Origin of the sequence: Iodobacter fluviatilis, assembly GCF_900451195.1 — a bacterium.
Lineage (GTDB): Bacteria > Pseudomonadota > Gammaproteobacteria > Burkholderiales > Chitinibacteraceae > Iodobacter > Iodobacter fluviatilis.
This window is the reverse complement of sequence record NZ_UGHR01000001.1, coordinates 515,506-541,325: the sequence shown is the minus strand read 5'-3', so window position 1 is coordinate 541,325 and position 25,820 is coordinate 515,506. Positions and strand designations below refer to the sequence as shown.

Below are 25,820 nucleotides of genomic sequence, written 5' to 3'. Positions count from 1 at the left end.
TTTTATGCAGACATAACCTTTTACAAAAAAAAGGAAACTCAAGCAAAACCGCTTAAATGAACAGCATTACTGTAGGGTGAGCAGGTTTTTATGCCCACGCGGCAAGTTTCGTGTAAATGCGATCTGTGGCCTCTGCGTTTCAAGATCCAGGTTTTGCTCTGTCACTTCAACAAAGAACCTCATGAAAAAACTATACCTACTGGCCGGCAATGGCAGTGCAAGCGACTGGTGGGATGATGTCTTGCCGCATTTCACGCAATATCAGACCATAGCCATTGAGCTACCTGGCTTTGGTAACAATCGCGATCCGCTTCCCGATTCCTTGCACGGCCTGTCGCTGGCGCTGGAGCAACAGCTGGAACCTGGCCACGCTATATTGGCGACAGGGATCAATGCCCTGCCGGTTTTGCATTTGCTGGTAAGGCGCCCCGGTTTTTTTTCACGCGTGGTTTTGCTCTCACCTGTGGGCGTTTTGCTCTGGAAGCGCCGCTTGCCACGGCTGATGGCCCTGCCCGGCTTATTAAGGCTGGTGCACGCCCTGCTCTCCCATGCTCCCAAGCTATTTTCTGGGCAATTTGCCAGCGCTGGCTTTGGCCCGGATTACACAAGAATCGCCAATGGCTATCGCCGTTGCCGCGCTTTTAAGCCTTATTTTCGCTGGGTACAGCCCGATTCTGCCCTCACCCTCTTCGATCAAATTACCGATCGCATCGAGCTGATCTGGGGAGAGGCAGATAAAATTGTCAGCCCCGCTCACGCCGCAGCATGGGAAGCCGTGCTCTGCCGTGCCGAGCTATCCATCACCTTTCAGGCTGGCTGGGGGCATTATCCTTTTTGGCAATATCCGGCCGACTTTACCCAGTGGCTGGAGGCTGGCCCCGCTGGATTTGCCGCGCACACAAAAGCAGGGCGTTTGCTGCTGGCCAGCCACGCCCATTTGCCCGTACCTGCGCTAATCTGCATCGAAAACAGCGCAGACCCACGCCTTGCGCCCTTTTTGCAGCAAGCCGCGCCGCACGGCTGGGCAGTGCGCTCATCTGGGGACGATGAAGACGGCATTGATATTGCCAATGCCGGACGCCACCAAACTTTTCTGCGTGTCGCCTCTGCAGATGTAGCCCGGCGTAGCACAGAGATTTTTGCCAGCGGTGTGCGATGCGTTGCAGTGCAGCGCATGATCCACCCCAGCTTATCCGGCGTGGCCTTTGTGCGCCCACTTTCGGCCCAAATTGAATGGGTGGAGGGCCATCTGGAAGGTCTGGTTGAAGGCAGTGCTCATCCATCGCAGCTGCTGCTTTCCCGCATGGGTGGTGGTTGGGGCGCACAGCCTAAGCCCACTTCGCTCAGCCCAGATGCCCCTAGCCCTAGCCAAACCCAGCTATGGGATTTTCTGCAAGCCATTGTCGCGGCGTTTCATCAAGCCCATTTAGATATCGAGTGGGCATGGGATGGAAAGCAGTTCTGGATGCTGCAAGCGCGGCCTGTCACCGTCTACCCTTGGCAACGCTGGCTTACATCCGCCAATATCGACGAGATTCTGCCTGAATCTCCCAGCCGCTGGATGGAAATGGCTCAGCGCGGTGCAGCCAGCAGCATTCCTCACGTTTATGCCCGCTGGGATAAACGTGTGCTCAACGATAATGAGAAATTTAGCGCGCTCTATCAAGATGCCAGCTATATCAATAGCGATCTGTTTTTGGCCCGAATGTTCGATTGGGGAATGGATGGTGCGCAATACGCGCGCGAAGTAGGCGGTAGCACCCCCGCCATGCCGATACGCCCCCTGCGCTGGCTGGCCTCTTTACCGGTTTTTATTCGCATGCTGTTTGCCAGCAGGCAAGCCATCAATCAGCTGGATAAAGGCCTATCCCAATGGCAAGCCGAGCTACACACACTCAGCCAAAGCCCCGATCAAAGCGATCAAACCGAGCAACTAGCCCGCTGGTGGCTGCGTTTTTATTGCTGGCTGGTACAGCAAAATCTCTGCATTGCTGCGGCACTGGCCAGCAGTGGCGGTGATTTCTTAGGCCGCCCCGCAACAGTCTACCAAGCCCTCACTGCCAGCCCGCACCGCCTGCCTTGGGAAACAGACCCCGCCACACCGCGCCCACAAAGCCCAGCCCCCTCTTTGCAAACCCTAGAACGCTGGCCTGCGGCCATTCGCCTTGCTCACCGTCTTGGCCTGCCCGGCATGCGTGGCTACTACAGCCAAGTGCGCGAGCATTTTCGCGATCAACTCATGCGGCTATTTTTTCAAATGCACCACGCGATACCCGCCGAGCAAGCGGCTTACTGGTTCAGCCCTGTAGCCAGCCCCAGAAATCGACGCGGCAGCTTCTGGCAAACCGGCTCTGCTGAGCTGGGCCAAAGCGCGGCGCTGCTGATTTACCCCGGAAAAGTCAGCGGCATACTGGGCAGCGATATTTTGCTGGTTGATACGCTAGACCCTGGCCAGCACGCCCATTACCGCCAAGCCCGCGCCATCATCGCCCGCTCCGGTGGCATTTTGTCGCACGGCTCCACCCTGCTGCGCGAGCTGAAAATCCCCTCTGCCATCCTGCCAAATATTTCCTCAGAGTGGCTTGGGAAAAGGGTATGTTTGAATAATGGGCAGCTGAGTTTGATTGAGTAATTGATGAAAACAATCATCAGGGTGTGCAATGCTGATTGCTCACCCTGATGATTGAGCTTACTTAAAATAATTCGCTCATTTAGTGAAATAATTTCATTTATCAGAAAAATAACTATTTAATAATTGTAGTGATATTTCTTTGGCAATGGGGCCGCCCATTTGCTTGTTACTGGCCTCTGGCTGAGTTTTATCCGTAATATTACTCACAAACAAATATTCTTTACCTGCGTTTTCTACCATGCCGATATACCAGCCATCACGCATTTTGCCATTATTCTCGCCATGATCATTTCTGTTTTTCCAACCGCTGCCTGTTTTACCATAGTAATCTGCACCCTGATATAATTGACCTGCATAAATAATTTTCTTTGTTTCAAGCATAGCCTCATTACTGACAGGTAAAGACCTGTTTGCAAATCTTTGCAATAAACTCATTTGCTCTTTTGCAGATATTTTTAAACTGCTGCTTAACCACGCATTAGTCAGGCCATTGTTTTTACCCGGGTCGCCGGTAAAGTCCTGATTACCGTAATTAAACTGAGCCAGGTATTTTTTTATTTTAGCCAGCCCAAGCTCTGGTGCAATTTGCTGAGATACCCAGACAACAGAATATTTTTCCCAGCTGGCCGGGGTTTGATCGTTGCTCCAGCCTGGTAATTCATAGGGCTTGCCATTCCATTTATAAACACTGTCTTTTTTCATTATTCCATCATCAAAAGCCATTAAAGCCAAAGGGAACTTGAATGTAGAATTAGCCGGAATACGCTCGGCACAGCGTTGATCAGGGTTATATTCAGCCACCATTTTTTTGCTGCTATTATCATAAAGCATAAAACAGCCATCATAGCCTTTAAACAATTTTTGATAATCTGCATCAAAGGCTTGAGCAGACCCCATTACTGAAAACATGACAGCGACTACTAATAATCTATTCTTCACAAACATAATCTATTTCCCGCACTGATCAAATAATGATGTGATGCATAGTAAATAATACTGCATCACCGGGTAAACATGCTATTTTGTAACATATGTAACATTGCTATAAATAACTTAATATACAGAAAAGAATGCTGATTACTTCTTTTTAAGTGCTACTCTATTACTGATTTAAAATTTTATTCATTTTGCATTTCACTACCACACTCATGCATAACACAGCGTCAGGCTCACAGCCCCCCATCGTAATTGAATTGGCCCCGCCCTATGCCGTGCAAGGCGAGCCGGTGCGCTATCAGTCGCTCTGGTTATTGCTGCGTATCATTTACGCCCGGCAGATTGAAAAACGTCCGCTCTCCGCCGCCACGATTCGGGCTTTTTTTCCGCAAGCGCAATCAATCCGCATGATTATTTCGCGCGCATTTGCAGAATTTTCCCGCCTTGGCATTACCGTGGGCTGGGGCCATGATCAGCAAATTGATCTGGCGTTGCTCAAGCTTTCACAGCGTAGCCGAGGGCCTTTTTGGCTGCAGGCAGATACCCTAGAGCGCTTTGAATTTACCCAGCAGGGTAGGCACGTTTCTGTAGATGAGCTGGGGCCTTTTTTAGGTTTACACGCATCTGCCCTGCCCCCAATGGGCATGGCAGGCGAGCGCAGCGGTGTGGATTATGTGATGCAAGATATGCGCTTCTGGCAGCATCTCACCCAAGGCATGCGTGAAGGGCATGACGGCTTTGTGCGCCCGGCAGAATTACGCCAAAGTGATCCCTTCTTACTTGCGCAGCAATATGCCCAAAATGATTTTCAGCAGGCTCTGGCTTTGATGAAGGCCAGCTTGGCATGGCGTCGAAGTGATTTACTTGCTGAAAGTAAGCAGGCTTTAAGCCGCTTTGAGCACCTAATTGCCTTGGGACAACTGGCCAGCGCCCGGCCCACTTTTGCCGCCATGGCGCAAATTGTGCACGCATGGGACCGCTACACGCTGGGCGATACCGAAGCCGCAAGAACATTGCTGATGCAGCTGGAAGCCTCGGGCACACTTGGCCCCGTGGTGTGCTACAACCCGCGGGTACGGTTTGAATTTCTCAATTTAAGTGCCCTGCTTTATAAATTTGACGCCATGGCCGAAGGTGGTGCGTTGCGGCAGGAATCGGCCGATGCCGCCTTGCAGGCGCTCAGCTATGCACTGGAGGCCGCTTGCGAAGCCGATTCTATTGATGCCGTGCAGCATGCGGCTGCGAATATCGGCTGGTGCTTATGGCTGTTTCGCCAACTTGATTTATTAGATCAGCCACTGCCAGCGGTACAAGCCCAGGCTATGCGCTGGCTGGGTTTATCTGAGTGGATATGCGATCGTTTTGGCGTGGGCAGCGCCTCGGCGTGGAATACCATTTTTATCCTGCGCATTGCACGCGGCAATTGCCATGGAGCCAGCTCGCTGGGCGCATTTCGCGCGCAACAGCCCATGTCTTTAAGCAAGGCGGCCCTAGCCCTGCAGCCTTTATCTGCCCCCTTTGCGCTTGGCTTTCACCATTGGTTTGCATGGGCGCAATTTACCTTAGAAGAATACGATAGTGGCCGTCTGCGCTTCCCGCCTTTGCAACTGGCTAATCTTTTATTAGAGGCAGCATGGTTTTGTGTCTTTGAGCAGGGCGCAAGCCTGAAAGCCTATCAAATTGTGGAGCGATTACGTACCCAGCTGCTGGAATTACGCCCAGGCGAGCGGGTATTTTTTCGCGATGCATTAAACACAATTCCACTGCCCTGATTGAGCCCTCTGAATACCTAGGCAAATTACTGGCATTGCTCAGGCAAATCGGCAATTGCATTCATTACACTGCTGGCAGTAAATTTAAAATAGGGCCAAATGGGTAAATCCAACTGAGCTAATTGCCGGGCAGTCCAGCTATTGCAGGTATTAAACACATGATATGCGCCTAATGCTGCATAAAACTCGCTATCCCCATATAGGCCTTTACCCAAAGCACGGACAGATCCGCTGCTTAAATCAAAGCTTTTTTCCAAATTCTGGCTTAAATGTTCTAATTGCACGCTGGAAAGGCAGATTTCTTTTATCTGGCTATTTTTAAAATATTCTCGGGGATCATAGGGCACGGCAACCAGATGAATAATCGACCCGGACATCCCAAGCATTGCCCGCACAGCAATCCCTGCAGTGACATTTTTTTCCTGATAAAAGCCTTTATCACCCCAGCCCATTTCCAGATAAGGCACCTCGCCAAAACGCTGTTTCAAGCTGGGAAACTGCTTTAATACCGTAGCAGGTAATACCAAACCCGTATGCCAGCCATTATTAATAATATATACAGATGCTTGATTGGCTGGGACAGGCTCAACGGCATAAGTAGAATGACTTAAAAAACAAATAAACAAAAAGCATATTGTAATTAACCTGGATAAAACCAATTTTCTGATACTCCAACTATTTATAAATTAAATCAGATTGTAAATGAACAGATTACCAGCCGGGTTTATATTTCTGCAGCAAGGACGATTCAAGCACTAAGCCAGCGAGTAATTGAGCGACAGACAGATGCCCGTACAAGGAGCAGCACACCCAATACACAGAGCCATGCATATCAGCCATCCTGCCCAATAGCAAAACACTGACATTCAATCCCAAAAATAGCCATAACGCAGCCAAAATTCAGGAGCGGGCTATCATCCGGGGTTTACTCATCAAACATGGCGTAATCCGTCCCTATCCTGGCATAGCCCGCCATGAATATTTTGTTTGATTCAGGCTATTCTCTAAGCTGTCTAACGCAATAAAGCAGAGAATAGCCATGTCAAACACTGCCCTGATCGTGATCGATGTACAGCAATCCTTTTTGCACCGCCCTTTTTGGTGTGAGGACGATGTACCTGAGTTTCAGACAAACATCAGCCAGCTTATCGAGGCTTGTGTGGCAAAAAATGTCCCTGTCGTGCGGATTTTTCATGTCTCCAGCGGGCCGTTTGCGCTGGAATCGGGCTTTGTGAAGCCTTTGGACTGGATGCCACCCCAGCATGATGTGGTGTTCCATAAACACGTACACAACGCCTTCAGCGATACCGGCCTAGATTACTGGTTGCGCACACATAACATCAGCAAGCTGCTGATCACCGGCATCCGTACCGAGCAATGCTGCGAAACCACGGCAAGGGTGGGCAGTGATATGGGTTATGAAATTGATTTCATTACCGATGCCACCCTGACCTTTGCCATGACTCACCCCAACACCGGCCGTATTCTGAGTGCCAGCGATATCAAAGAAAGAACAGAAGTCGTGCTGGCCGGGCGATTTGCCAATCTTGTGAGCACGGCCGGGGCGATCAAGGCTTTAGCAGCGGTGTGATTAGCTGAAAAAAACATCACTTTCAGCTTGCGGCCTGAGCAGCGAAGATCTTTCACCAGAAAGAAGTTCGCTGCTGATGTGCCCTTGCAAAATACATCAAAATCCTTTATTAAATAATAAGGCAAGGGTAAGCTGGCAGCCACATCTCTATTTAAACGCCCTCTTGGCCTGCTCAGCGGGTTTAAAGAATTAGCCCTGCAGCCGTATCTGTTTTTATACTGCCAAATACCCTAACGCCCCCCCCCTTATCAGGCCCCAAAATGAAACCTGCAGACCTGTTACTGGCCCTATTTATTGTGCTGATCTGGGGGCTTAATTTTGCGGTAATCAAGCTGGGGCTGAACGGAATTCCTCCTCTTTTACTTGGGGCAATGCGCTTTGTGCTGGCCTCACTGCCTGTACTGTTTATTCCCCGCCCTAAAGTGCCACTAAAGCTTTATCTGGCTTATGGATTAACGATTTCAGTCGGGCAATTTGCCTTTTTATTTTGCGCAATTCATCTGGGTATGCCTGCGGGCCTTGCCTCAGTGGTTTTGCAGGCTCAGGCTTTCTTTACGCTGATTTTATCGGCGCTGCTGCTGAATGAGCGCTGGCATAAGGCGCAATTAGCGGGACTTATTCTGGCCAGCACAGGCTTGGCTTTTATTGGCTCGGCCCATGGGCTATCCATGCCGCTGACAGGCTTCTTGCTCACGCTCAGCGCCGCCTGCATGTGGGCGCTGGGCAATATCATTACCCGTAAAGTTGCCGCAACGGGGCCGGTGAATATGTTTGGTTTTGTGGTGTGGGCCAGCCTTGTGCCGCCTCTGCCTTTTCTGGCGCTGTCTTTTGCCTTTGAAGGTCCCGCCGCCATCCAGGCCGCAATTGCCCACTTGAGCTGGGGCTCGCTCGCCGCCGTGGCTTACCTCAGCTGGATCGCCACACTACTGGGTTATGGTTTATGGAGCCACCTGCTCAGCCACTATCCGGCCAATAAAGTTGCGCCCTTTAGCTTACTGGTGCCCGTAGTAGGCCTAATCACTGCCTACCTTGTATTTGGTGAAACACTGAGCCCGCTGCAATGGGCAGGCACTTTACTGCTGATGTCCGGGCTGCTGATTAATCTATTTGGCGTGCGGATAAAGGGGATTATTTTACTGAAGCTGAAACGAGCTTAAGCAAGTGTTGCTTAGCGCGTACGCGGTAAAACCCGTCCTGCATCAACCGAGCAAGTTAAATCTCCCCATGAACCGCTACCCCATTTACTTTGTCCTTACCCCGCAATTTTTATTGCTCGATTACGCAGGCCCTGCCGAGGCATTCAGAATTGCGGCAGGGCTGGGTGCGCCTTTTGATTTGCATACGGTATCCCCAACGCCCACGCTCACCAGCTCGCTGGGACTGGATATCAGCAACTTAGCGCCCTTACCAAAGAGCATTCCGGCAAATGCCATGGTGGTTTTATGTGGGGTTGTTAAATCAGCTGAGCACTATCAGCTAGCCGAAGCACAAACAGTCGTCGATTGGCTTAAAGCAATACAAAGCCCCGATCTACGCATCGCCTGTATTTGCTCGGCAGCCCAGCTGGCCGCCCGCGCTGGCTTACTTGACGGCCGTCGCTGCACCACGCATCACAGCCTGATCGAGCGTTTACGCCAGCAAGCCCCCCTAGCTAGGGTGGAAGACGACCGGATTTTTATCGAGGATGGCCCGGTTTTCAGCAGCGCTGGCATTACGGCGGGCATTGATCTGGCGCTGTTTTTGATCGAAAAACTGGCAGGTGCCCCAATGGCGCAGGAAGTCGCGCGGCATATGGTGATTTATATGCGCCGCAATGGCCAAGATGCCCAGCTCTCGCCGTGGCTGGCGCACCGCAGCCACCTGCACCCTAATATTCACCGAGTGCAGGATGCCATCAGCCGCGCCCCTGAAAAACACTGGCGCGTAGCCGATCTGGCCGCGATTGCCCTGATGAGCGAGCGCAACCTGAGCCGCCTGTTTCGCCAGCACGCAGGCGTAGGCATGGTGGAATACCAGCAAAGCCTGCGCATTGCCCATGCCAAAAACCTGCTCGAAAATCCAAGGCACAGCATAGAAAAAGTGGCCGAATTAGCAGGCTTCAGCTCAGTCAGGGATTTCCGCCGCGTTTGGGCCAAATTTGAAAAAAACTTGCCAAGGCAGGCTACCAGACAGGGCAATTCAGCGGGCTGAATTTAAACGCTTACACAATATTGGGTTTATCTGCACAAAGCTGCTCCTTACAAAATTGCAACTTATACCAAACCTCTTTCCGATTGATTGCCTTTACCTAAACATAAAATCAAATACGCACTGATTAATTCTGGGCTCTTATTTCCATGTAAGGGTAGCCTGATCTTTATATTAGATGCCTGTGGCTTCAATCATTTCCTGATTTTTCAAGAAGAAAATTTTTTAAATCAATATAAAAAATAATTAATCAACAAAAAACAATAAGCAAAACACTCTACAAAGATCATCTAACAAACAGATCAATGCATAAATAAAAACCCTAGGAAAACACGACAAACAAGTAAAGTTATAAATAAAAGTATTTACCGTAAGTAAAATATTTAAAAATAGACTTACCTGCAAATAAAACATAGTGCATGATGAATGCTCAAAGTAATAGTCACACCCGCAGAAAACACTTTATTTTTAAAAACTAATTTTAATAACGAGAAATACCCAATGCATCATCTATTAAATATTGAAGCTAAAAAACCATGGGCTAAATTAATTGGCGGCCTTTGCTTACTCAGCCTGCTAGCAGCTTGCTCCGGCATACCCGCGCAACAGCAAGCAACAACCTCAAGCGCACAGCTTGGCACTCAGTGGGGTGAAGGGCTGGAATCCAGCGTGCAAAATATTGAAGCCAGCCGTATCAGCCCGCAGCAGGCAGAGCAGGTGGCCTCAATCACTTATCGCGATGCTAAAGCGCTGAATCAAGCACTGCCCAATGCCGCACGCCAGCTCAATCTGCCGCTACTGCAAGGAGCCATTGAATGGTCTGTGCTGGATGAAAATGACCGCCCTATTCCGCTTTTACGTACAGCGCAAGGCCAGCTCATGCTGGGTGGCACAAATGGTGCGCGCTACACACTCAAATTTCAAAACCTAAGCAACCGTGATTATGAAATTGTAAGCACCGTGGACGGGCTAGATGTACTTAATGGCCAAGCAGGCAGCCTGAACAATACCGGCTATTTGCTTAACGCACACCGCTCACTCACCATTAAAGGCTTTCGCAAAAGCCAAGATGAAGTCGCCGCGTTTCGCTTTGCAACGCCTGATCTGTCTTATGCAGCCAATACCCCGGCAGGCGACACCCGTAACCTTGGCGTGATTGGCGTCGCTGTTTTCCGGGTTGCCCTGAAAGACCAATCCAAAGCAATGCAGGCTAATCCATTTCCGGCAGACAGCACTTATGCACAGCCACCGCGCTACTAAGCATGAGTCTTAAGCAGTAATCAGACGCTGATCAAGCCGCAACATCTGCTAGGCCCTGCTGAGCTACTTAAAATCTCAGCAGGGCTTTGCTGGCATTTTTTATCCCGGCCCAGCATAAAAATACTAAAACTCAGGCGTTGGGTTTTTACCGCTGATTAAGCGATATTCTCCCTGCTGATAACGAAACAGCTGTTGCTGTTTAACGGGCAATAATGTTGAATCTACAACGATAGTGGCTTCGTCCCCATCACGCTCTGCTGCGATATCTTCCACTGTGTTTTGCTTTTCAATAAAACCAGAAAAACGAATCAGTAAATCACCCGGATTTTTACCGCCCGCTTTAATCTGCCAGTCTCCTTTTACAGCAGCACAATCAAATGATGATTGCTCACTTTCTGCATAATGGTGACGAATCACTTTATTTGGGGCTTGTTTAAAAATTTGCTCGCAATCGCCTCTGGCCCCTAAGGTATCGGCTTCAATACGAAGCCAGTGTTTCAGGATACTTTTAACTTTGTCATTCCCCAATTCATACAGCATTAAATCTGCAAAGCATTGCCCGCTGTAACAATCACCCGATTCAAGCCCAAGGGCAAATTGGCTCTGACTCAGCTTCACGACTTTGCTTTTGCCAATTGAGCCAATTGTCCCTACCCAATCAACCTGAGTCTGCTGACCATCAGCGTACCAGCGGCCCTCTGTTTGTTTAAACCAGAATGCACTCAATAAACCTGCAGTTGTATGTAATGCGACAGGCTCATCTTGCTGATTAACTGGTTTTCCTGACGTAATTAACACTGCACGATGCTCATTCAAGCGAATAAGCTGCTCTGCAGAGATTTCAAAAAGATAGCCTGATGGCTCTTTCCCTTCTGCTGTTGCAACTAAAGACTCAGGGATTTCACCCTCTCTCTCATCCAGATCCAGGGCCTGTATTTGCGGCTCCTTTTGTTTTTTCCATGAAGGAAAAACCAATTTCATTAGCAAATCCCGATCCAGTTTTTCGCTGGATGGCGCTTTTTCAGAGCAGGCAATTAATGAGATTGATAATAAAATAATCGTTAAATATTTGAACAAAAAAATTAATCCTTTAGTCGTATTTTTGTATTTTTCAAAGATCACTAAGTCTTTCATACCTGCTTATATTAAATCAGAAAAAATTAAAAAATATATCACTTCAAACCCATTAACAATACAAATAATATAAACAAAACAAAAGCCGTGCTGGTTACCCCAAGCAATGCCATAGTACGCCAAGCTGCAGAGCCATTACTTAATTGATAAGTACCACGTAATTGATTAAACATATGCACGGGTGGCACGCATAAAAAAAGCGCAACGGCCAATTCACCAAGATCTAAACGAGCCAATATCGCAAGCAGGGAAAATAACAGCGACATAAACGACATTGAATAAAGCGAGAAAATAGCATGGTCGTACATCGCAACGCCCCGGCGCCAAGCAAACATCAGCCATATAAACGGCAGGGTAATCGGCAGTAACATAAATGAAAATTTATAAGCAGTATTTTTAATTTTGTAGATTGCTAAATCAGGATTTTGTGTTGCATGGTAGATCGCAAGATCTATTAATTGAACACTGGTATATGTTTTTTTATCATTCATCTTTGCACCCATACTTGCTTGGGCAGACGTATCTTTTTCCAAAGTCCCTGCTTCAAATATTGCTAATATTTTCTCAACTATCTTTAATTCAACCTTTGCTTCGATTAAATCGCTTTTATCCCAATCACCCTCTTTATTTTTGAGAGCAGCCTCAATTGAGGAAACTTTAGCTTTTTTTTGCTCCCGCTCTTTCTCTATCTCAATTCTATCCATCGTTGAGATATTTGCTTCTTGCGTGATACCGATAAGCTCACCATTATTCGTCCACGAAAACACAAAAAACATAAAGAAAATCATAAATAGAAACAGCGCCAAGGGAGACAGATAGCGCATACGCTGGCCGTCGATATAGCGGCGAGTTAATTGGCCGGGCTTTAATAATAAAACTGGAATAGTGCGCCAGCCCTTGGCATCAAAATGCCAAATGCCGTGTAAAACTTCTTCAACTAAATGTGAGAGCGAATGATGAATATGTGCAGATTGACCACAGTGATGACAAAAATCGCCATTAAGCGCTGTATGGCAATTGGCACAGGCGTGGCCACGATCACCCTCCAGCTTAGACTCAGCTTCTATTTCATGCGCAATCAACCCTGCAGTTGCCAGTGCCCCTGCTGCTTCTACATCCATCGCCCGCCCCTTGTTTAAATTCAACGTAAGTAATTAATAAAATTAACGTCAGTTAAATTGGCAAGCATAGCAAGAATATTAGCAGGTGAAAATTCAGAAAGCATAGACTGTGGTAAAGATAACCCTTGCAGAAGCTGGAGACCTTGCCGGGCTCAGCATCAGCCGGCTGCAAGGGCTATCTCCAGCCTTACTCGCTGTTTTTCCTTAAAGGGCAGGAGTTGAAGCCGATGAGTTTATAAGCCGGGCAAAACCTGAACAGCCCGGTTGCTAATGGCACGATGCCGATAAAACCCCAAGCGCCAATTTGCCCAAGCAGCGCCAGCACGATCAAAATCAAGCCTGCTGCAATCCGTAAAATACGATCAACACCGCCTACGTTCATGATCTTGCTCCTGACTTATCAATCGGATGCAGAGTAATGCAAACCACATTTACTTTACATCTTTACAATATATTTAAAAATATATTGTTAGTCAAGGAGCCCTCACATTTATCTGACAAACTGCTTCGCATTATTTCAATGCCAACCACCTGCGATACACCAGCAGTGCCACATGCGCATCATCTGCCGCATATTTAATTTGCCGCTCATTTAAAGGCGACGCCGCCCAGTTGGAGGTAGAGACCTTTTTAGACTTTTGCAGCCGCAGGCCAAAATACTTCGCTACCGCCGACCGAGCCCCCAAATCGCCCTGACCTTTTTCACGTAGCGCTCTGGATAAATCGAGTACATGCTGAGGCGTAACGCCTAGTTTGGCATGCAGACGTTTATGATCATCGCTTAAACCAAAACCTACTTTCAGAATAGTGGGCGACTCAAGCAGCGCTTTGATTGTCGCCGAGCTGTGGCCTGCAGTCACCACAGGGAATAAAAACACCTCATGATCAGTAGCAAGCTGAATTAAATGCGGCCCGGTGGATTGCTGGCCCTTAAAGAAAATGGGCTTGGATTCGGTATCAAAGCCCAGCACATCCGCCACTTGCAGCACCACTAAAGCGCGTTCAGCATCCGCTACGGATTGCACTATATGCACATGATCAAGGGAAATACCGGGATAAGGCGGAAGAATAATGTCTGGGTTCATGGGCAGTTTTAAGAATGGGTTTATAAAAACTGCGTAAATTCTAAGCAGGCAAATCAAAAAACAGAATTGTATTCAACTATAACTGATTTCTACAGAATGACTGACTTAGCGCTTGCCTGCAATAAAACAGACTACTCATCACGCAAAGGGAGAAGATATGTTTGACATTGTCATTATTGGGGGTGGAGCCGCTGGATTAGGTGTAGCTCAGTCTATTTATAAACGGCAAAAAAACTTAAAAATTGCAATTACAGAGCCCGCCTCACAGCATTTTTATCAGCCCGCCTGGACATTGGCAGCTGCTGGCGAAACCGATATCAGCCAAAGCGTTAAACCCATGAATAAAGTGATGCCACACTTTGTAAAATGGATTAAATCCGCCGCAATGGTGTTTGATCCGGACAACAATTGCATTACTTTAGAAAACAAAGAAATTTTGCACTATCGCGCGCTGATTGTTTGCCCCGGCCTTTGTTTAAATTGGTCTGCCATTGAGGGCCTTGAAGAAACATTGGGCAAGAACGGGGTTACATCCAATTACCGCAGCGATTTGGCCCCCTATACATGGCAGATGGTGCAGCAATTAAAAAACGGCACAGCCCTTTTTACCCAGCCCGCCATGCCTATTAAATGTGCAGGTGCACCGCAAAAAGCCGTTTATTTATCCTGCTTTCACTGGGAAAAACATCAGGTATTAAAGAATATTAAAGTGCAGTTTCATCATGCTGGTAGCACGCTGTTTGGGGTTGAATATTTTGTGCCCATTCTTAAGCAATATATGGACCGCTATCGGGTTGATTTAAATTTTTCCAGCACATTAACAAAGGTAGATGGCGCTAACAAAATAGCAACATTCAGCCGTACAGATCTAAATGGCGATATTATTTCAACAGAAACGGCCTTTGATATGCTGCATATTGTGCCGCCCCAATCTGCCCATCCTTTTATTGCCCATAGCCCGCTGGCCAATGCCGCAGGCTGGGTGGATGTAAACCCCTTAACCCTGCAGCATATCCACTACCCCAATATTTTTTCGCTGGGTGATGCGGCATCCAGCCCTAACGCAAAAACGGCTGCGGCTATTCGCAAACAAGCGCCTGTTGTTGCCATCAATATCATTCGTTATTTAGCCGGGTTAAATTTAACAGCTCAATATAATGGCTATGGCGGCTGCCCTTTAACTGTAGAAAACGGCAAAATTGTACTGGCAGAATTTGCCTACCAAGGCGTGCTTGATCCTACATTTAAATGCCTTACCCCGAATATCCCCAGAAGATTTAACTGGTTTATAAAGCGCTACATCCTTGCGATTGTATATTGGCATGGCCTATTAAAAGGCAGAGAATGGCTGGTTAAAACAAAACAATAAAAACCTGCACGCTTCACTTAATTTTTTTAATCACCCCAAAAGGATTTGCCATGAGCAGCCCGCTTTTTGTTTTAGCCACCATTATTGCTAAACCCAACCATGCCCGGCAAGTCTCTGATGCCATTCAATTGGTGCTGGCCCCATCCCGACAGGAAGAAGGCTGCTACCGCTATGATTTACTGCAGGACAATAGCAATGACCATCGCTTTGTTATCCAGGAACAATGGCAGAATAAAGCCGCATTAAATGCCCATATGCAGACCGCGCATTTTAAAGCGCTGGTTGAAAGCATTGCCCCACTGGCGAATATTGATGTGGCGGAATTAAACTTGCTAGCATAAGTGATGATCAGTCATACAGGGCTGGTTTAGTCAGGCAGGAGCAGCTTTAGCCGCAATTTTTTAATACACAGAGCTTTCATAGCGATAGCCACTCCTGCGAAAAACATTCTGTCTTCTGGTTTGCTTAAGCGATCAGACTGGGCTTTACCCCATAAGTAATAAAAAGCCATTTTCTTATTTACAGCAAGCACTTAGCGCTGCTTTTATGCCCGCAGATAGGCTGGTTTACGCCATCATTGGGCCGGATCAGAAAGCATCCTCGTTAATTTGCCTGTATCCCTCTGCAACATGCTTGCTAAACTGGCATGGCCCTATTTTCCGACTAAAAAATTTATGCCATCAGATTCAGACCTGCTTCGCCTCGATAAGCAATTTTGCTTTTCTTTATATTCAGCCTCTCTTGCGATGACCAAGGCTTATAAACCGCTGCTCGCCAAAATTGGCCTTACCTACCCTCAGTATCTGGTGATGCTGGTGCTGTGGCAGCAAGACAATATTTTGGTCAAAGACATCGGTGAAGCGCTGTTTCTTGATTCGGGCACGCTCACACCACTATTAAAACGCATGGAAAGCGCGGCGTTGATCAGCCGCCAGCGGGATACAGAAGACGAGCGCCAGGTGCGGATTACGCTGACCGCCAATGGCAAGGCACTTAAAGAAGCCGCTAAAGAAATCCCTGTACAGCTTTTATGCGCCAGCGGGCAAAGTGCAGACACACTGATGCAGCTTCGCAGCCAGCTGACACAAATTCGTGATGATTTAAGCACCTCCGCGTAAAACTCCAGCAGCCAGTAAGCCAGATTGCCACGGTAAATTCCGCAAATAATCTGCTTTTTACACAATTAAATTGTACGCAATTTAATTGTGTACTATAGTTATCACATCGAAGGTATTTCCAACCAAGGAGCATCACATGCAAATTCTTTACACAGCCAATGCAACAGCAACAGGGGGCCGCGATGGCCGCGCCACTTCTGATGATCAAAAACTGAATGTGCAATTAAGCACGCCTAAAGCGCTAGGCGGCGCAGGTGGCGAAGGGACCAATCCTGAGCAAATGTTTGCCGCCGGTTATTCCGCCTGCTTTATTGGCGCAATGAAATTTGTAGCTGCTGCTGAAAAAATAGCACTGCCCGCAACTACATCGGTGAATGGTCTGGTAGGTATCGGCCCGAATGGCAAGGGTGGCTTTGGCTTACAAGTCGCGCTGAATGTGTCTATACCGGGGATGGAGCGCAGCGCAGCTGAAGCACTGGTGCATAAAGCGCACGAAGTTTGCCCTTACTCCAACGCCACCCGTGGCAATATTGAAGTGACGCTGGCTGTTTTATAAAGGCATCTCACTGATTTAAGGGGCAGGGCAATCAAATTTTTTGCCTGCCCGCTGATCTACGCATATTTGAATGCGCATTTCCAAATGCCTAAGCCCCAAAGCCGCTCTTGCGGCTTTTTTCTTATTCAGGCTTTATACATAATATGGATTACTTGTCACGGCGGCGCGTGATCAGGATACTTTAATTAAATGTTGAATTAATTAAATAAAATTCTGGAACAATCATGGGCCACTATTCAGCATTTCAAATCAGCCATGCAGCCACCCAAGCAGCCGCTTTAAATGCTGAGCGCCTAAGCGTGCGAATTTTATTTCTGGCGGCCCTTCTCTGCCTCTACGGCAACGCCCACGCCAGCAATACCATCCAAATATGCATCGGTGATTTCCCGCCCTATAACAGCCGCAGTCTTCCCAAAAACGGCCCTGTTATCGAAATAGCCACCGAGGCATTCCGGCGCTCTGGCTACCAGATGCAATTTAAATTTATGCCATGGGCGCGGATCTTAAAAGAAGGTGAACACGGACAATGTGGCATTTTAGGCATCTGGCGAAATACAGAGCGTGATTTAATTTTTGAATACTCCCAGCCCATTGTGAAGCAAGAGCTTGGTTTTTTTGCCCGGCGTGGCAGCCAGTATCAGCTTGGCAACAAAAAGGTATTGGAATCCCTTTCAATTGGTGCAGAGCGCAGCAGCTACTTACCCCCTATTTTAAACAACCCGCTATTACACTTTGATCTGGCATCCAGCTTGCACACCAATCTGCTAAAACTTGCCAAAGAGCGTGTAGATATCGCTTATGGCAATAAAGCAGCAGGCCTTTATATGATTAATACAGATCCAAACCTGCAAAATATAGAATGGCAAAGCCCTGGCCTAGAAATCAAAGAAACTTATCTGGCTTTTGCAAAAATCCACCCAGAAAAAAAAGCGCTGTTGAAAGCGTTTAACCGTGGACTCAACAGCATGAAAGCCGATGGCAGCTATAAAAAAATACTAAATGCTGCAAAGCTATAATCTAAGCAGCACTTAATTTAATTAATTGAAGCAAATAGTGCGTTTCATAAGAGGCCATTTTCCAACGCGGAAACTCTGTTTTTTAAAAAAATCGGGGCAAAGGCCGCGCCTGTGTGCTTTCTGCACAGATTTGAAAGGGTGCGCTGTAAGCCACAAGGAAGACCACCATCTTTGCCCCAGATCAAGCAAATAGCCGCATTTTTTTGCCCAATCCGCAATAGCCAACCCCTCCCCCTCTCCTCCTTCTGCCCTCTCTCTGCTAAAATCCGCCATTAAACTTCGGCTTTAACAGGACATTCGAGCATGGCAGGTCACTCAAAGTGGGCAAATATTCAGCATCGTAAAGGTCGCCAGGACGCCAAACGCGGCCAGCTCTTTACCCGTCTGATTAAAGAAATTACCGTTGCGGCCAAAATGGGCGGCGGCGAAATTGAAACCAATCCGCGTTTACGTCTGGCCATTGATAAAGCCTACGACGCAAATATGCCTAAAGATAATGTGCAGCGCGCAGTTGAGCGTGGCTCAGGCAACCTAGAAGGCGTGGATTACGTTGAATGCCGTTACGAAGGCTACGGCATCGGCGGCGCAGCCGTCATGATCGACTGCCTGACCGACAACCGCGTACGTACCGTGGCCGAAGTGCGCCATGCCTTTGCCAAGTGCGGCGGCAATATGGGCGCGGATGGCTGCGTATCGTTCCAGTTTAAACACTGCGGCACGCTGATTTTTGCCCCTGGTACGCCAGAAGACGCCTTGATGGAAGTCGCGCTGGAAGCCGGTGCTGAAGACATTATCACCAATGATGACGGCTCCATCGAAGTGATCACCCCGCCTTATGAATTTATTACCGTAAAAGAAGCGCTGGAAAAAGCAGGCTTTAAAGCGGAAATGGGCGAAGTCACCATGAAACCACAGGCCGAAACAGAGATCCTGGGCGACGACGTAGCCAAAATGCAAAAACTGCTCGATATGTTGGAAAACCTAGACGACGCACAGGCGGTGTACACCACCGCCGTGATGGACGAAGAAGAGTAATTCCCGCATATCAAGAAAAAAAGCCCGCTGAAATGCGGGCTTTTTTTTTGAGCGCTATAAAGATCAGGAAGCATCTTTACGGGCGCAGTCATGCTGCAACGCTTTTCCTATCTTACAATCTTTATTCTATTAAGCAGCTTACTGTTATCAGATTACGGCTGGCTGAATTTTAGCGCCGTGATTGATGACCGAAGCGGCGACTGGCTGCTGGAAAAAAATGCCAGCCGCCGTGCAGCATCTGCCGATATTGTCATTATCGATATTGATCAAAAAAGCCTAGAAAGCATGAATGAAGTCGCGGGCAGCTGGCCTTGGCCACGCGCTATTCATGCCGAGCTACTCAGTGCGATTGCCGCGCAACAGCCCAAAGCCATTGTGTTTGATGTGTTATTTAATGAGCCCGATACCTTTCGCGCCGATAGTGATCAGCTGTTCAGAGACACCGTTTTACAACTGCACAATATTTACCTGCCCAGCACCCTGCTGGTAGATGGGATCGGCACACGACTCGCCGATTTACCGGCTGTTTATGGCTTGCAAAAAACGCAAGATGCTAAACCCGATGCCCGTGCTCCTCTGCTCTTGCCGCTGGTGCTACCGCCTGAAACCTGGCGTGGCGGCCTGATCAATTTTAAAAAAGACGCCGATGGAATAGGCCGCCATTACTGGATTTACACCGAAACCCAGGGCTGGCGCCTCCCCTCCCTGCCCGCCCGCATCGCGGCAGACTTTAACTGGCCCATGCCACAAGGCAGCGACATCCGCATCAATTGGTCAAAAGCACATCAGCACATCAGCTACAGCGATCTCTATTTTGATTTCAACCGCGAAAAACCACAGCGCCCTGCCAATGAATTAAGCGGCAAAATCGTTATTATCGGCACCGCCGCACCAGGCTTGCAGGATTTGCGCCCTACGCCGCTCTCTGCCAACTACCCTGGTGTCGAGATTTTAGCCACGTCCATCGATAATCTGCTGCATGGCGACTGGCTAAAAACCCCAGCCCGTGTCTATTTTGCACCACTGGGCCTGTTGCTGATGCTGCTCTTATTTCTAAGTTTTCAGCGCAAAGTAAACACCCTATATTCAGGTGGCGCACTGCTGCTTGCTACGTTTCTGGGCCTTGGTATTTTCTGGCTGGGCCTTGGCCACAAACAATACTGGCCCATTGCAGCCGCCATCGCCTGGGCATGGGTCTATTACTGGCTGGCAGCGCTGTTTGCCTATCTGGCCGAAAAAGCCCAGCGCGAGCAGGCCATCCATTTGTTCGGCCGATTTTTGGACCAGCGCGTGGTCCGGCAGCTGGTGGCGCAAGGCGATATTCACAGCAGCCAGCAGGCTGAATCGCGTGAGCTCACCATCTTGTTTTCTGATATTCGTGGCTTTACCACCTTGTCTGAAACGCGCACGCCAGAATATATCGTCGGCCTGCTTAACCGTTACTTCTCCCAGCAGGTCGAGATTATTTTCCGCCACGGCGGCACTTTGGATAAGTTTATTGGCGACGCCATTATGGCGTTTTGGGGCGCGCCGATGAATGACAATGAGCACGCCCGGCACGCCGTTGCCGCAGCCATTGAAATGTCCGCCGCGCTGGTTAAATTTAAAACCGAGCTGACTGATCTGGGCGCTGATTTTGATATCGGTATTGGCCTGCACACCGGCCCCGCCGTGGTGGGCTTTATTGGCTCGGATGCGCGCTTGGATTACACGATTATTGGCGATTCAGTGAATCTGGCCTCCCGTATCGAAGGACTGACCAAGGGCATCTCCCGCGTGCTGATCTCCGACGCCACCCGCCTAGCCTGCAATGAACATTTTCAATTTGTACCGCACGGCAGCTTTCATGTGAAAGGCCGTGAACAAGAAGTCGAGCTGTTTGAACCCCGTTTAAATTCTGACGAAGTAAGGAAGACATCATGAAAAATGGACTATGGCTGCTGCTCGCCTTAGCAAGCACCACCTGGGCCGAGACGGCCAGTGTGATTCGCGATTCTGATTTACGCGATAAACCTTTTCTGGATGCGGCCGTGATTGGTCAGCTCAAAAAAGATAATGTGGTAGATATCCAGATGCGCCAGGGCGCATGGATGCAGGTCAAAAGTGAGAACAAGCTTACAGGCTGGATTAAATTACTGAATGTCAGAACAGGAAAAGGCAGCGAGGGCGGCAGCACTCTGGCTTCATTAAATCCATTTAAAACAGGCTCTTCCGGCAGTACCGTCACCACCGGGGTAAAAGGGCTGTCCGCCGAACAGCTGCAAAATGCCCAGCCCAACCCGGAAGAGCTGGCCAGGCTGAAAAACTTCACCGCCAGTGAAGCAGAAGCACAAAAAAGCGCTGCCAAAGAAAAACTGATCGCGCAGGAAGTGGCGTATATCGTCATGGAAAAAACCCCAGCCTCTGATGACAGCCCAAAAAGCAGGAGAAACTAATCATGCGTATCCGCCTGATGATACTGGCCAGCTTATTGCCAGCGGCCGCTTTTGCCTTTGATTTTGGCAAACTGGATATCAGTAATTTAATTGAAGGGGTAAAAAACACGGCCGATGCCATGCACAAGGCAACGCCAGCGGAAGAAGAAGCGATTGGTGCAAGCGCTGCCTCACTATTACTGGGCGCCGCACCTTTAGTGGCCAATCACGCCTTGCAGCAGTATGTAAACCAGGTAGGCATGTGGATTGCCAAGCAATCTGAGCAGCCCGACAGAGTGTTCCACTTTGGCGTGATAGACAGCCCCAATATCAACGCCTTTACCACCCCAGGCGGCTATATCCTGATCACTAAAGGGCTGTTTGATACCTTTCGCAACGAGGCAGAATTGGCCGGTGTATTAGCCCACGAAATTACCCACACGCTAAAACGCCACCATATGCAAGCCATTGAATCCGGAAAATGGCAAAAGGTAGGCAGCAATATCGCCAAAGCCGGTGCAGATAATGTGAAAAACAGCACCGCCTCACAGCTCGTTTCACTCGGCAGTAAAAATGCACTAGAGCTGTTTGTAAGGGGCCTCGATAAGAGCGATGAATATGAAGCAGACATCGGCGGCATGGTTTTAGCCGCCAGAGCGGGCTACAACCCCTATGGCTTAGTCTCGGTATTACAAACGCTGGGAAGCATCAACCCACAGGAAGGCACCGTAGCACTGATGTTCAGCACCCACCCCAGCCCAAGCGACAGGCTCAACACCATTGAAGAGGTGATCGGTGACAAACTCGAAAACTACGCAGGAGGCGCAGAAAGCACCAAGCGCTTTCAGGCCATTAAAGCATCGTTGGCTGCGGCAAAAAAATAAGCATGGCAGCACTTAGGGCAGGTGAAACCCGCGAGCGATGCTGCATAAATACTCGGGTTTCATCCATGTGCGCTAAGCAATTTGTTTTTTCATTAGAAACCAGCGAGAAAGCACAATAACCACGCTCTCTGCATAGGGCTTTACAGTCCCCTTGAAACACGCAAGCTCCGAACAAGCGGGGCGGGTGATCGCTTGGGAAGGAGGATCCAGCCAATCCCGCCCGCCGCCGCCTCGATTGGACCGCAGCAGGGGCCTTCGTTTTTCGTGTGGAGGCCTTCTTTGGCTTCGTTTCTTGGCCACACAAGAAAGGAAGGTCCCGCGGGACGTCCGCACCTAAATCAACGCGCCGAAGGCACTAATAAAAAAGGGCTTTAGACTTTGGTTAACGCACACGCTGGTTTCTCCCTTCCCAACACAATAAGTAAAATCCACAAGTAAGTAAAAACACGTGCTGCGCTGCACCTCGCCGTATAATTGGCCTACCTTATTTGGGAAATCCATCCATGCAGCCTTACGTAACCCGCCGTGCAACCTTGTCCACACGCTTAGCTGCAGGTGTGGTTATTGTGCCTAATACCACTGAAATCATTCGTAATGCCGATACAACTTATCCGTTTCGTTACGATTCCAGCTTTTATTACCTCACTGGTTTTAATGAGCCGGATGCCGTTTTTGTGCAAATCATTAGCGAAGGCGGCACACAAAATATCCTGTTCTGCCGCCCTAAAGATTTAGAGCGCGAAATCTGGGATGGCCACCGCCACGGCCCCGATGCCGCCCGCGAGCTATTTGGTTTTGATGCTGCTTATTCCATTGAAGAACTCGACAATAAAATGGTCGGGCTATTACAAAATCAGCCCCGCCTGCATACCGTTTATGGCCACAATGCTGCGTGGGACAGCCGGGTTTCAGGCTGGGTAAACGGCGTACGTGCAAAGGTGCGCAGTGGTATCACCGCCCCGAATGAAATCACGGATGTGCGCGGCACCCTTGCCGAGATGCGTTTATTTAAAGATGAGTTTGAAATCGCCCTCTTGCGTCAGGCCGGACAAATTAACTCTGCCGCCCACGTTCGAGCCATGCGTTTTGCCCGCCCTGGGCAAATGGAATACGAAGTAGAAGCCGAAATCCTGCACGATTATTATCGTCAGGGCAGCCGCTTTCCTGCTTACTCCAGCATTGTGGCATCAGGCGCGAATGCCACCTGCCTGCATTACGGCGACAATAATCAGCGCATGAACGATGGCGATTTACTATTGATTGATGCGGGCTGCGAGATCGGTGGCTATGCCTCTGATATCACCCGTACCTTCCCGGTCAATGGCAAATTCAGCGGCCCGCAAAAAGACGTTTACGAAATTACCCTTGCCGCCCAATACGCCGCGCTCGATGTTTGCCGCGCAGGTCAAAGCTGGAATGCCCCCCACGAAGCGGCCGTACGAGTACTGACTCAGGGCATGATCGATTTGGGTTTATTACAAGGCTCGCTTGATGGCGCGCTTGAATCGCTCAGCTATAAGCAATTTTATATGCACAACACTGGCCACTGGATGGGGCTGGATGTGCACGATGCAGGTGCTTACAAAATCAAAGGAGAATGGCGCAATCTGGAAGCCGGCATGGTGATGACGGTAGAGCCCGGCTTTTACATCCGCCCCGCCGCCAATGTGCCCAAGCACTTTGAAAACATCGGCGTGCGTATCGAAGATGATGTGCTGATCACCCGAGATGGCATGGAAAACCTAGACGCCAGCTGCCCGAAAACGGTGGCAGAAATTGAAGCGATTATGGCAAGGTAGGGTATGTGTTTTTTGTATGGCGGGTGAAAGCCGCCATATGCTAAGCAAGATCAAAAACATCTTTTTAGTGCCTTCGGCACGGTTATTTTGGAGCGGTAGCCACCGCGGGGGCCTTCCTTTCTTGTTTCGCCAAGAAACGAAGCCAAAGAAGGCGCCCCCACGAAACACGAAGGCCCCTGCGCTGCGGACAATCGAGGCGGCGGCAGGCGGGATTGGCTCGCTAGCTCGCTCCCTGACCGAAACCCCGCCCCGCTTGTTCCTCGCTCCGGCGTGTTTCAAGGGGACTTTTAAAAGCCCCATGCAGAGAGCGCAGTCATTACATTTTTTGGTTATTTGCTAATAAAAACAATTTTGTGAGCGCGTATGGGGTTTCACCTACCCTGCTTATGACCTTAAACTCATCCCTTGCCTTAAATTTTTCCTCAGGTCGATATGCTCTTAGAAAAACTCCCCCTCCATGTAGACTTGCTGATTGTTGGCGGTGGCCCGATTGGCGCTTTGGTGGTGCAAAGGCTGGCTGCAGCAGGTGTTGATGCGCTCTTAGTCGATGCAAAACCTAAAATCGACGCCGATCCCCGTGCTTTGGCTTTATCCTGGGCCAGCTTTGAGGCACTGGATCGAGTGGGTTTATGGGGGACCGAACTAGCCGCAACACACATTACCCAAGTCCATATCTCGCAGCAGGGCACATTCGGCCGCACCGAGCTCTTAGCCAGCGAGCTGGGCCTGCCCGCTCTGGGCTTTGTGGTGGACTATGACAAACTGGCCCGCCGCGCGTTCAGCACGCTCAGCCAAAGCCCTGCCAAAGTAGCACTGGGCTATCGCGTTAGTAAAATCACGCGGCTGGCCCGTTTTGCCCAGATAAAAATCGACGGCCCTCATGGAGAGGAGCAGCTCACTGCCCGCCTTGTGGTGCTTGCCGATGGCGGCCAGCTGATTAGTCAGCTGGACGATATTATCCAGACTGTTAAACCATACCAGCAGCACGCCATCCTCGCCAAGCTCACCCCCACCGAGCCGCATGGCGGTATCGCTTATGAGCGCTTTGCTGACGATGCCACGCTGGCACTGCTCCCCAATGGCAAAGATTTCACCCTCGTCTGGCCGCAATCCCCCGAGCTTGCAAGCGAGCGCCTTGCCATGAGTGAGGATGATTTTTTGCAAGAAGTCAGTCAGCGTTTTTCTGGACGCATCGCAGGCTTTAGCAGCGTGGCTACGCGCGCCAGCTGGCCGCTGGCTTTAAAAACGCTTAATTCCGTAGTCGGCCGCCGTGTGGTTTTGATCGGTAATGCAGCGCAAACCTTGCACCCTGTGGCAGGCCAAGGCCTGAATCTCGGCCTGCGCGATGCCACCACGCTGGCCGGGCTCATTATCGCAAGCCGCCAGGACGAAATCGGCGAGCCAGAACAACTTGCCCGCTACGCCCGCCTCAGGAAAAAAGATGCGGGTCTAGTTACCTACTTTACCGATGGCCTGATCACCTACTTCGACCACCCCGGCCCCATACTCAAGCACGGCCGCAGCCTAGGCCTCATCGCCATGGACCAAATGGGCTGGCTAAGAAAAGGCTTTGCAAAGCGGATGGTGTTTGGGGCGAGGTAATGCTCTAACAGAACATAAATATGCTACACAATTTTAGGCAGCACTTCGGTACTGCAGCCTCCCCCTTTGGCAAAGGGGGCTGAGGGGGATTTGCCTTTAAACGGGCTTGCTACCATGAAGATATGCAATGCCCAATCTGCCTGACCCCTTTTTCAGAATAAGAAGAGCAAACCGCATATTTTTTAGCATCACATGCGGGTTTCACCAGCCCTGCAAACCAACTGTATTTCCGTAAACGCTTCCCCTCCCACCTCAAAACTTTCTCCACATCCAATTGATATTCATTTAGCATTGTCCTTTTATTTCTCC

General features: G+C 49.3%; 24 protein-coding genes. 17 read left to right on the top strand and 7 right to left on the bottom strand.

Annotation, left to right across the window (positions count from 1 at the left end; genetic code table 11):
* The first annotated feature begins 181 nt into the window (after window positions 1–181).
* Window positions 182–2,632 carry a PEP-utilizing enzyme gene (locus DYD62_RS02465; RefSeq protein ID WP_115225911.1) on the top strand — a complete coding sequence of 817 codons (2,451 nt, stop codon included), beginning with the start codon at window positions 182–184 and terminating at the stop codon, window positions 2,630–2,632.
* 93 nt (window positions 2,633–2,725) lie between these two features.
* Here the strand turns inward: DYD62_RS02465 and DYD62_RS02460 are convergent, their stop codons facing one another.
* Window positions 2,726–3,577 carry a penicillin-binding transpeptidase domain-containing protein gene (locus DYD62_RS02460; protein WP_115225910.1) on the bottom strand — a complete coding sequence of 284 codons (852 nt, stop codon included), beginning with the start codon at window positions 3,575–3,577 and terminating at the stop codon, window positions 2,726–2,728.
* A gap of 203 nt (window positions 3,578–3,780) precedes the next feature.
* On the opposite strand from DYD62_RS02460, the gene DYD62_RS02455 reads away from it, so the two are divergent.
* Window positions 3,781–5,340, top strand: a complete 1,560-nt coding sequence (locus DYD62_RS02455) for a hypothetical protein (RefSeq protein WP_115225909.1) — start codon at window positions 3,781–3,783, stop codon at window positions 5,338–5,340.
* A 26-nt stretch (window positions 5,341–5,366) separates the two neighbouring features.
* Here the strand turns inward: DYD62_RS02455 and DYD62_RS02450 are convergent, their stop codons facing one another.
* On the bottom strand, window positions 5,367–5,966 hold the full coding sequence (locus tag DYD62_RS02450; protein ID WP_165928581.1) for a TIGR02117 family protein: 600 nt from the start codon (window positions 5,964–5,966) through the stop codon (window positions 5,367–5,369).
* 413 nt (window positions 5,967–6,379) lie between these two features.
* Here DYD62_RS02450 and DYD62_RS02445 point away from each other — a divergent pair, with 413 nt between their 5' ends.
* From DYD62_RS02445 to DYD62_RS02430, 4 genes are all read left to right on the top strand, one after another.
* Window positions 6,380–6,931: a cysteine hydrolase family protein gene (locus tag DYD62_RS02445; RefSeq protein ID WP_115225907.1), complete on the top strand. Its 552-nt coding sequence runs from the start codon at window positions 6,380–6,382 to the stop codon at window positions 6,929–6,931.
* A gap of 260 nt (window positions 6,932–7,191) precedes the next feature.
* Window positions 7,192–8,088: an EamA family transporter gene (locus DYD62_RS02440; RefSeq protein WP_115225906.1), complete on the top strand. Its 897-nt coding sequence runs from the start codon at window positions 7,192–7,194 to the stop codon at window positions 8,086–8,088.
* A 67-nt stretch (window positions 8,089–8,155) separates the two neighbouring features.
* Window positions 8,156–9,121 (top strand): GlxA family transcriptional regulator, encoded by a 966-nt coding sequence (locus DYD62_RS02435; protein WP_115225905.1) that lies wholly within the window; start codon window positions 8,156–8,158, stop codon window positions 9,119–9,121.
* A gap of 423 nt (window positions 9,122–9,544) precedes the next feature.
* Complete coding sequence (locus DYD62_RS02430) at window positions 9,545–10,378, top strand: hypothetical protein (protein ID WP_115225904.1); 834 nt, start codon at window positions 9,545–9,547, stop codon at window positions 10,376–10,378.
* Between the two features lie 123 nt (window positions 10,379–10,501).
* Here DYD62_RS02430 and DYD62_RS02425 read toward each other — a convergent pair whose 3' ends face one another.
* The 4 genes from DYD62_RS02425 to DYD62_RS02410 all read right to left on the bottom strand — a co-directional run bounded on the left by DYD62_RS02425 (window position 10,502) and on the right by DYD62_RS02410 (window position 13,718).
* The gene (locus tag DYD62_RS02425) at window positions 10,502–11,455 is read right to left on the bottom strand and encodes a hypothetical protein (RefSeq protein WP_132038597.1); all 954 of its coding nucleotides are present in this window, start codon (window positions 11,453–11,455) and stop codon (window positions 10,502–10,504) included.
* A gap of 95 nt (window positions 11,456–11,550) precedes the next feature.
* The gene (locus tag DYD62_RS02420; RefSeq protein ID WP_115225902.1) at window positions 11,551–12,633 is read right to left on the bottom strand and encodes a DUF3667 domain-containing protein; all 1,083 of its coding nucleotides are present in this window, start codon (window positions 12,631–12,633) and stop codon (window positions 11,551–11,553) included.
* 187 nt (window positions 12,634–12,820) lie between these two features.
* Entirely contained in the window at window positions 12,821–13,015 is a 195-nt protein-coding gene (locus DYD62_RS02415) for a YgaP family membrane protein (RefSeq protein WP_115225901.1), read from the bottom strand.
* A 130-nt stretch (window positions 13,016–13,145) separates the two neighbouring features.
* Entirely contained in the window at window positions 13,146–13,718 is a 573-nt protein-coding gene (locus DYD62_RS02410) for a 3'-5' exonuclease (protein WP_115225900.1), read from the bottom strand.
* A gap of 157 nt (window positions 13,719–13,875) precedes the next feature.
* On the opposite strand from DYD62_RS02410, the gene DYD62_RS02405 reads away from it, so the two are divergent.
* Window positions 13,876–15,087: an NAD(P)/FAD-dependent oxidoreductase gene (locus DYD62_RS02405; protein WP_115225899.1), complete on the top strand. Its 1,212-nt coding sequence runs from the start codon at window positions 13,876–13,878 to the stop codon at window positions 15,085–15,087.
* A 50-nt stretch (window positions 15,088–15,137) separates the two neighbouring features.
* Window positions 15,138–15,428, top strand: a complete 291-nt coding sequence (locus DYD62_RS02400; RefSeq protein ID WP_115225898.1) for a putative quinol monooxygenase — start codon at window positions 15,138–15,140, stop codon at window positions 15,426–15,428.
* A 26-nt stretch (window positions 15,429–15,454) separates the two neighbouring features.
* Here DYD62_RS02400 and DYD62_RS23545 read toward each other — a convergent pair whose 3' ends face one another.
* Window positions 15,455–15,619: a hypothetical protein gene (locus DYD62_RS23545; RefSeq protein WP_172476475.1), complete on the bottom strand. Its 165-nt coding sequence runs from the start codon at window positions 15,617–15,619 to the stop codon at window positions 15,455–15,457.
* Window positions 15,620–15,716: 97 nt separating this feature from the next.
* Here DYD62_RS23545 and DYD62_RS02395 point away from each other — a divergent pair, with 97 nt between their 5' ends.
* The 9 genes from DYD62_RS02395 (at window position 15,717) to DYD62_RS02350 (ending at window position 25,511) form a co-directional block, all read left to right on the top strand.
* Window positions 15,717–16,205, top strand: a complete 489-nt coding sequence (locus DYD62_RS02395) for a MarR family winged helix-turn-helix transcriptional regulator (RefSeq protein WP_276527783.1) — start codon at window positions 15,717–15,719, stop codon at window positions 16,203–16,205.
* Window positions 16,206–16,341: 136 nt separating this feature from the next.
* Window positions 16,342–16,761, top strand: coding sequence for an organic hydroperoxide resistance protein (locus DYD62_RS02390; RefSeq protein WP_115225897.1), 420 nt, complete (start codon window positions 16,342–16,344; stop codon window positions 16,759–16,761).
* 224 nt (window positions 16,762–16,985) lie between these two features.
* Window positions 16,986–17,777, top strand: coding sequence for a substrate-binding periplasmic protein (locus DYD62_RS02385; RefSeq protein ID WP_115225896.1), 792 nt, complete (start codon window positions 16,986–16,988; stop codon window positions 17,775–17,777).
* Between the two features lie 303 nt (window positions 17,778–18,080).
* Entirely contained in the window at window positions 18,081–18,812 is a 732-nt protein-coding gene (locus tag DYD62_RS02380; protein WP_115225895.1) for a YebC/PmpR family DNA-binding transcriptional regulator, read from the top strand.
* Window positions 18,813–18,902: 90 nt separating this feature from the next.
* Window positions 18,903–20,735: an adenylate/guanylate cyclase domain-containing protein gene (locus tag DYD62_RS02375; protein WP_115225894.1), complete on the top strand. Its 1,833-nt coding sequence runs from the start codon at window positions 18,903–18,905 to the stop codon at window positions 20,733–20,735.
* Entirely contained in the window at window positions 20,732–21,247 is a 516-nt protein-coding gene (locus tag DYD62_RS02370; protein ID WP_115225893.1) for an SH3 domain-containing protein, read from the top strand. The genes DYD62_RS02375 and DYD62_RS02370 overlap by 4 nt, the downstream gene beginning before the upstream one ends.
* 2 nt (window positions 21,248–21,249) lie before the next feature.
* On the top strand, window positions 21,250–22,110 hold the full coding sequence (locus DYD62_RS02365; RefSeq protein WP_115225892.1) for a M48 family metalloprotease: 861 nt from the start codon (window positions 21,250–21,252) through the stop codon (window positions 22,108–22,110).
* 503 nt (window positions 22,111–22,613) lie between these two features.
* Window positions 22,614–23,909 carry an aminopeptidase P N-terminal domain-containing protein gene (locus DYD62_RS02360; protein ID WP_115225891.1) on the top strand — a complete coding sequence of 432 codons (1,296 nt, stop codon included), beginning with the start codon at window positions 22,614–22,616 and terminating at the stop codon, window positions 23,907–23,909.
* Between the two features lie 432 nt (window positions 23,910–24,341).
* Entirely contained in the window at window positions 24,342–25,511 is a 1,170-nt protein-coding gene (locus DYD62_RS02350) for an FAD-dependent monooxygenase (protein WP_115225889.1), read from the top strand.
* Window positions 25,512–25,820: the final 309 nt, after the last annotated feature.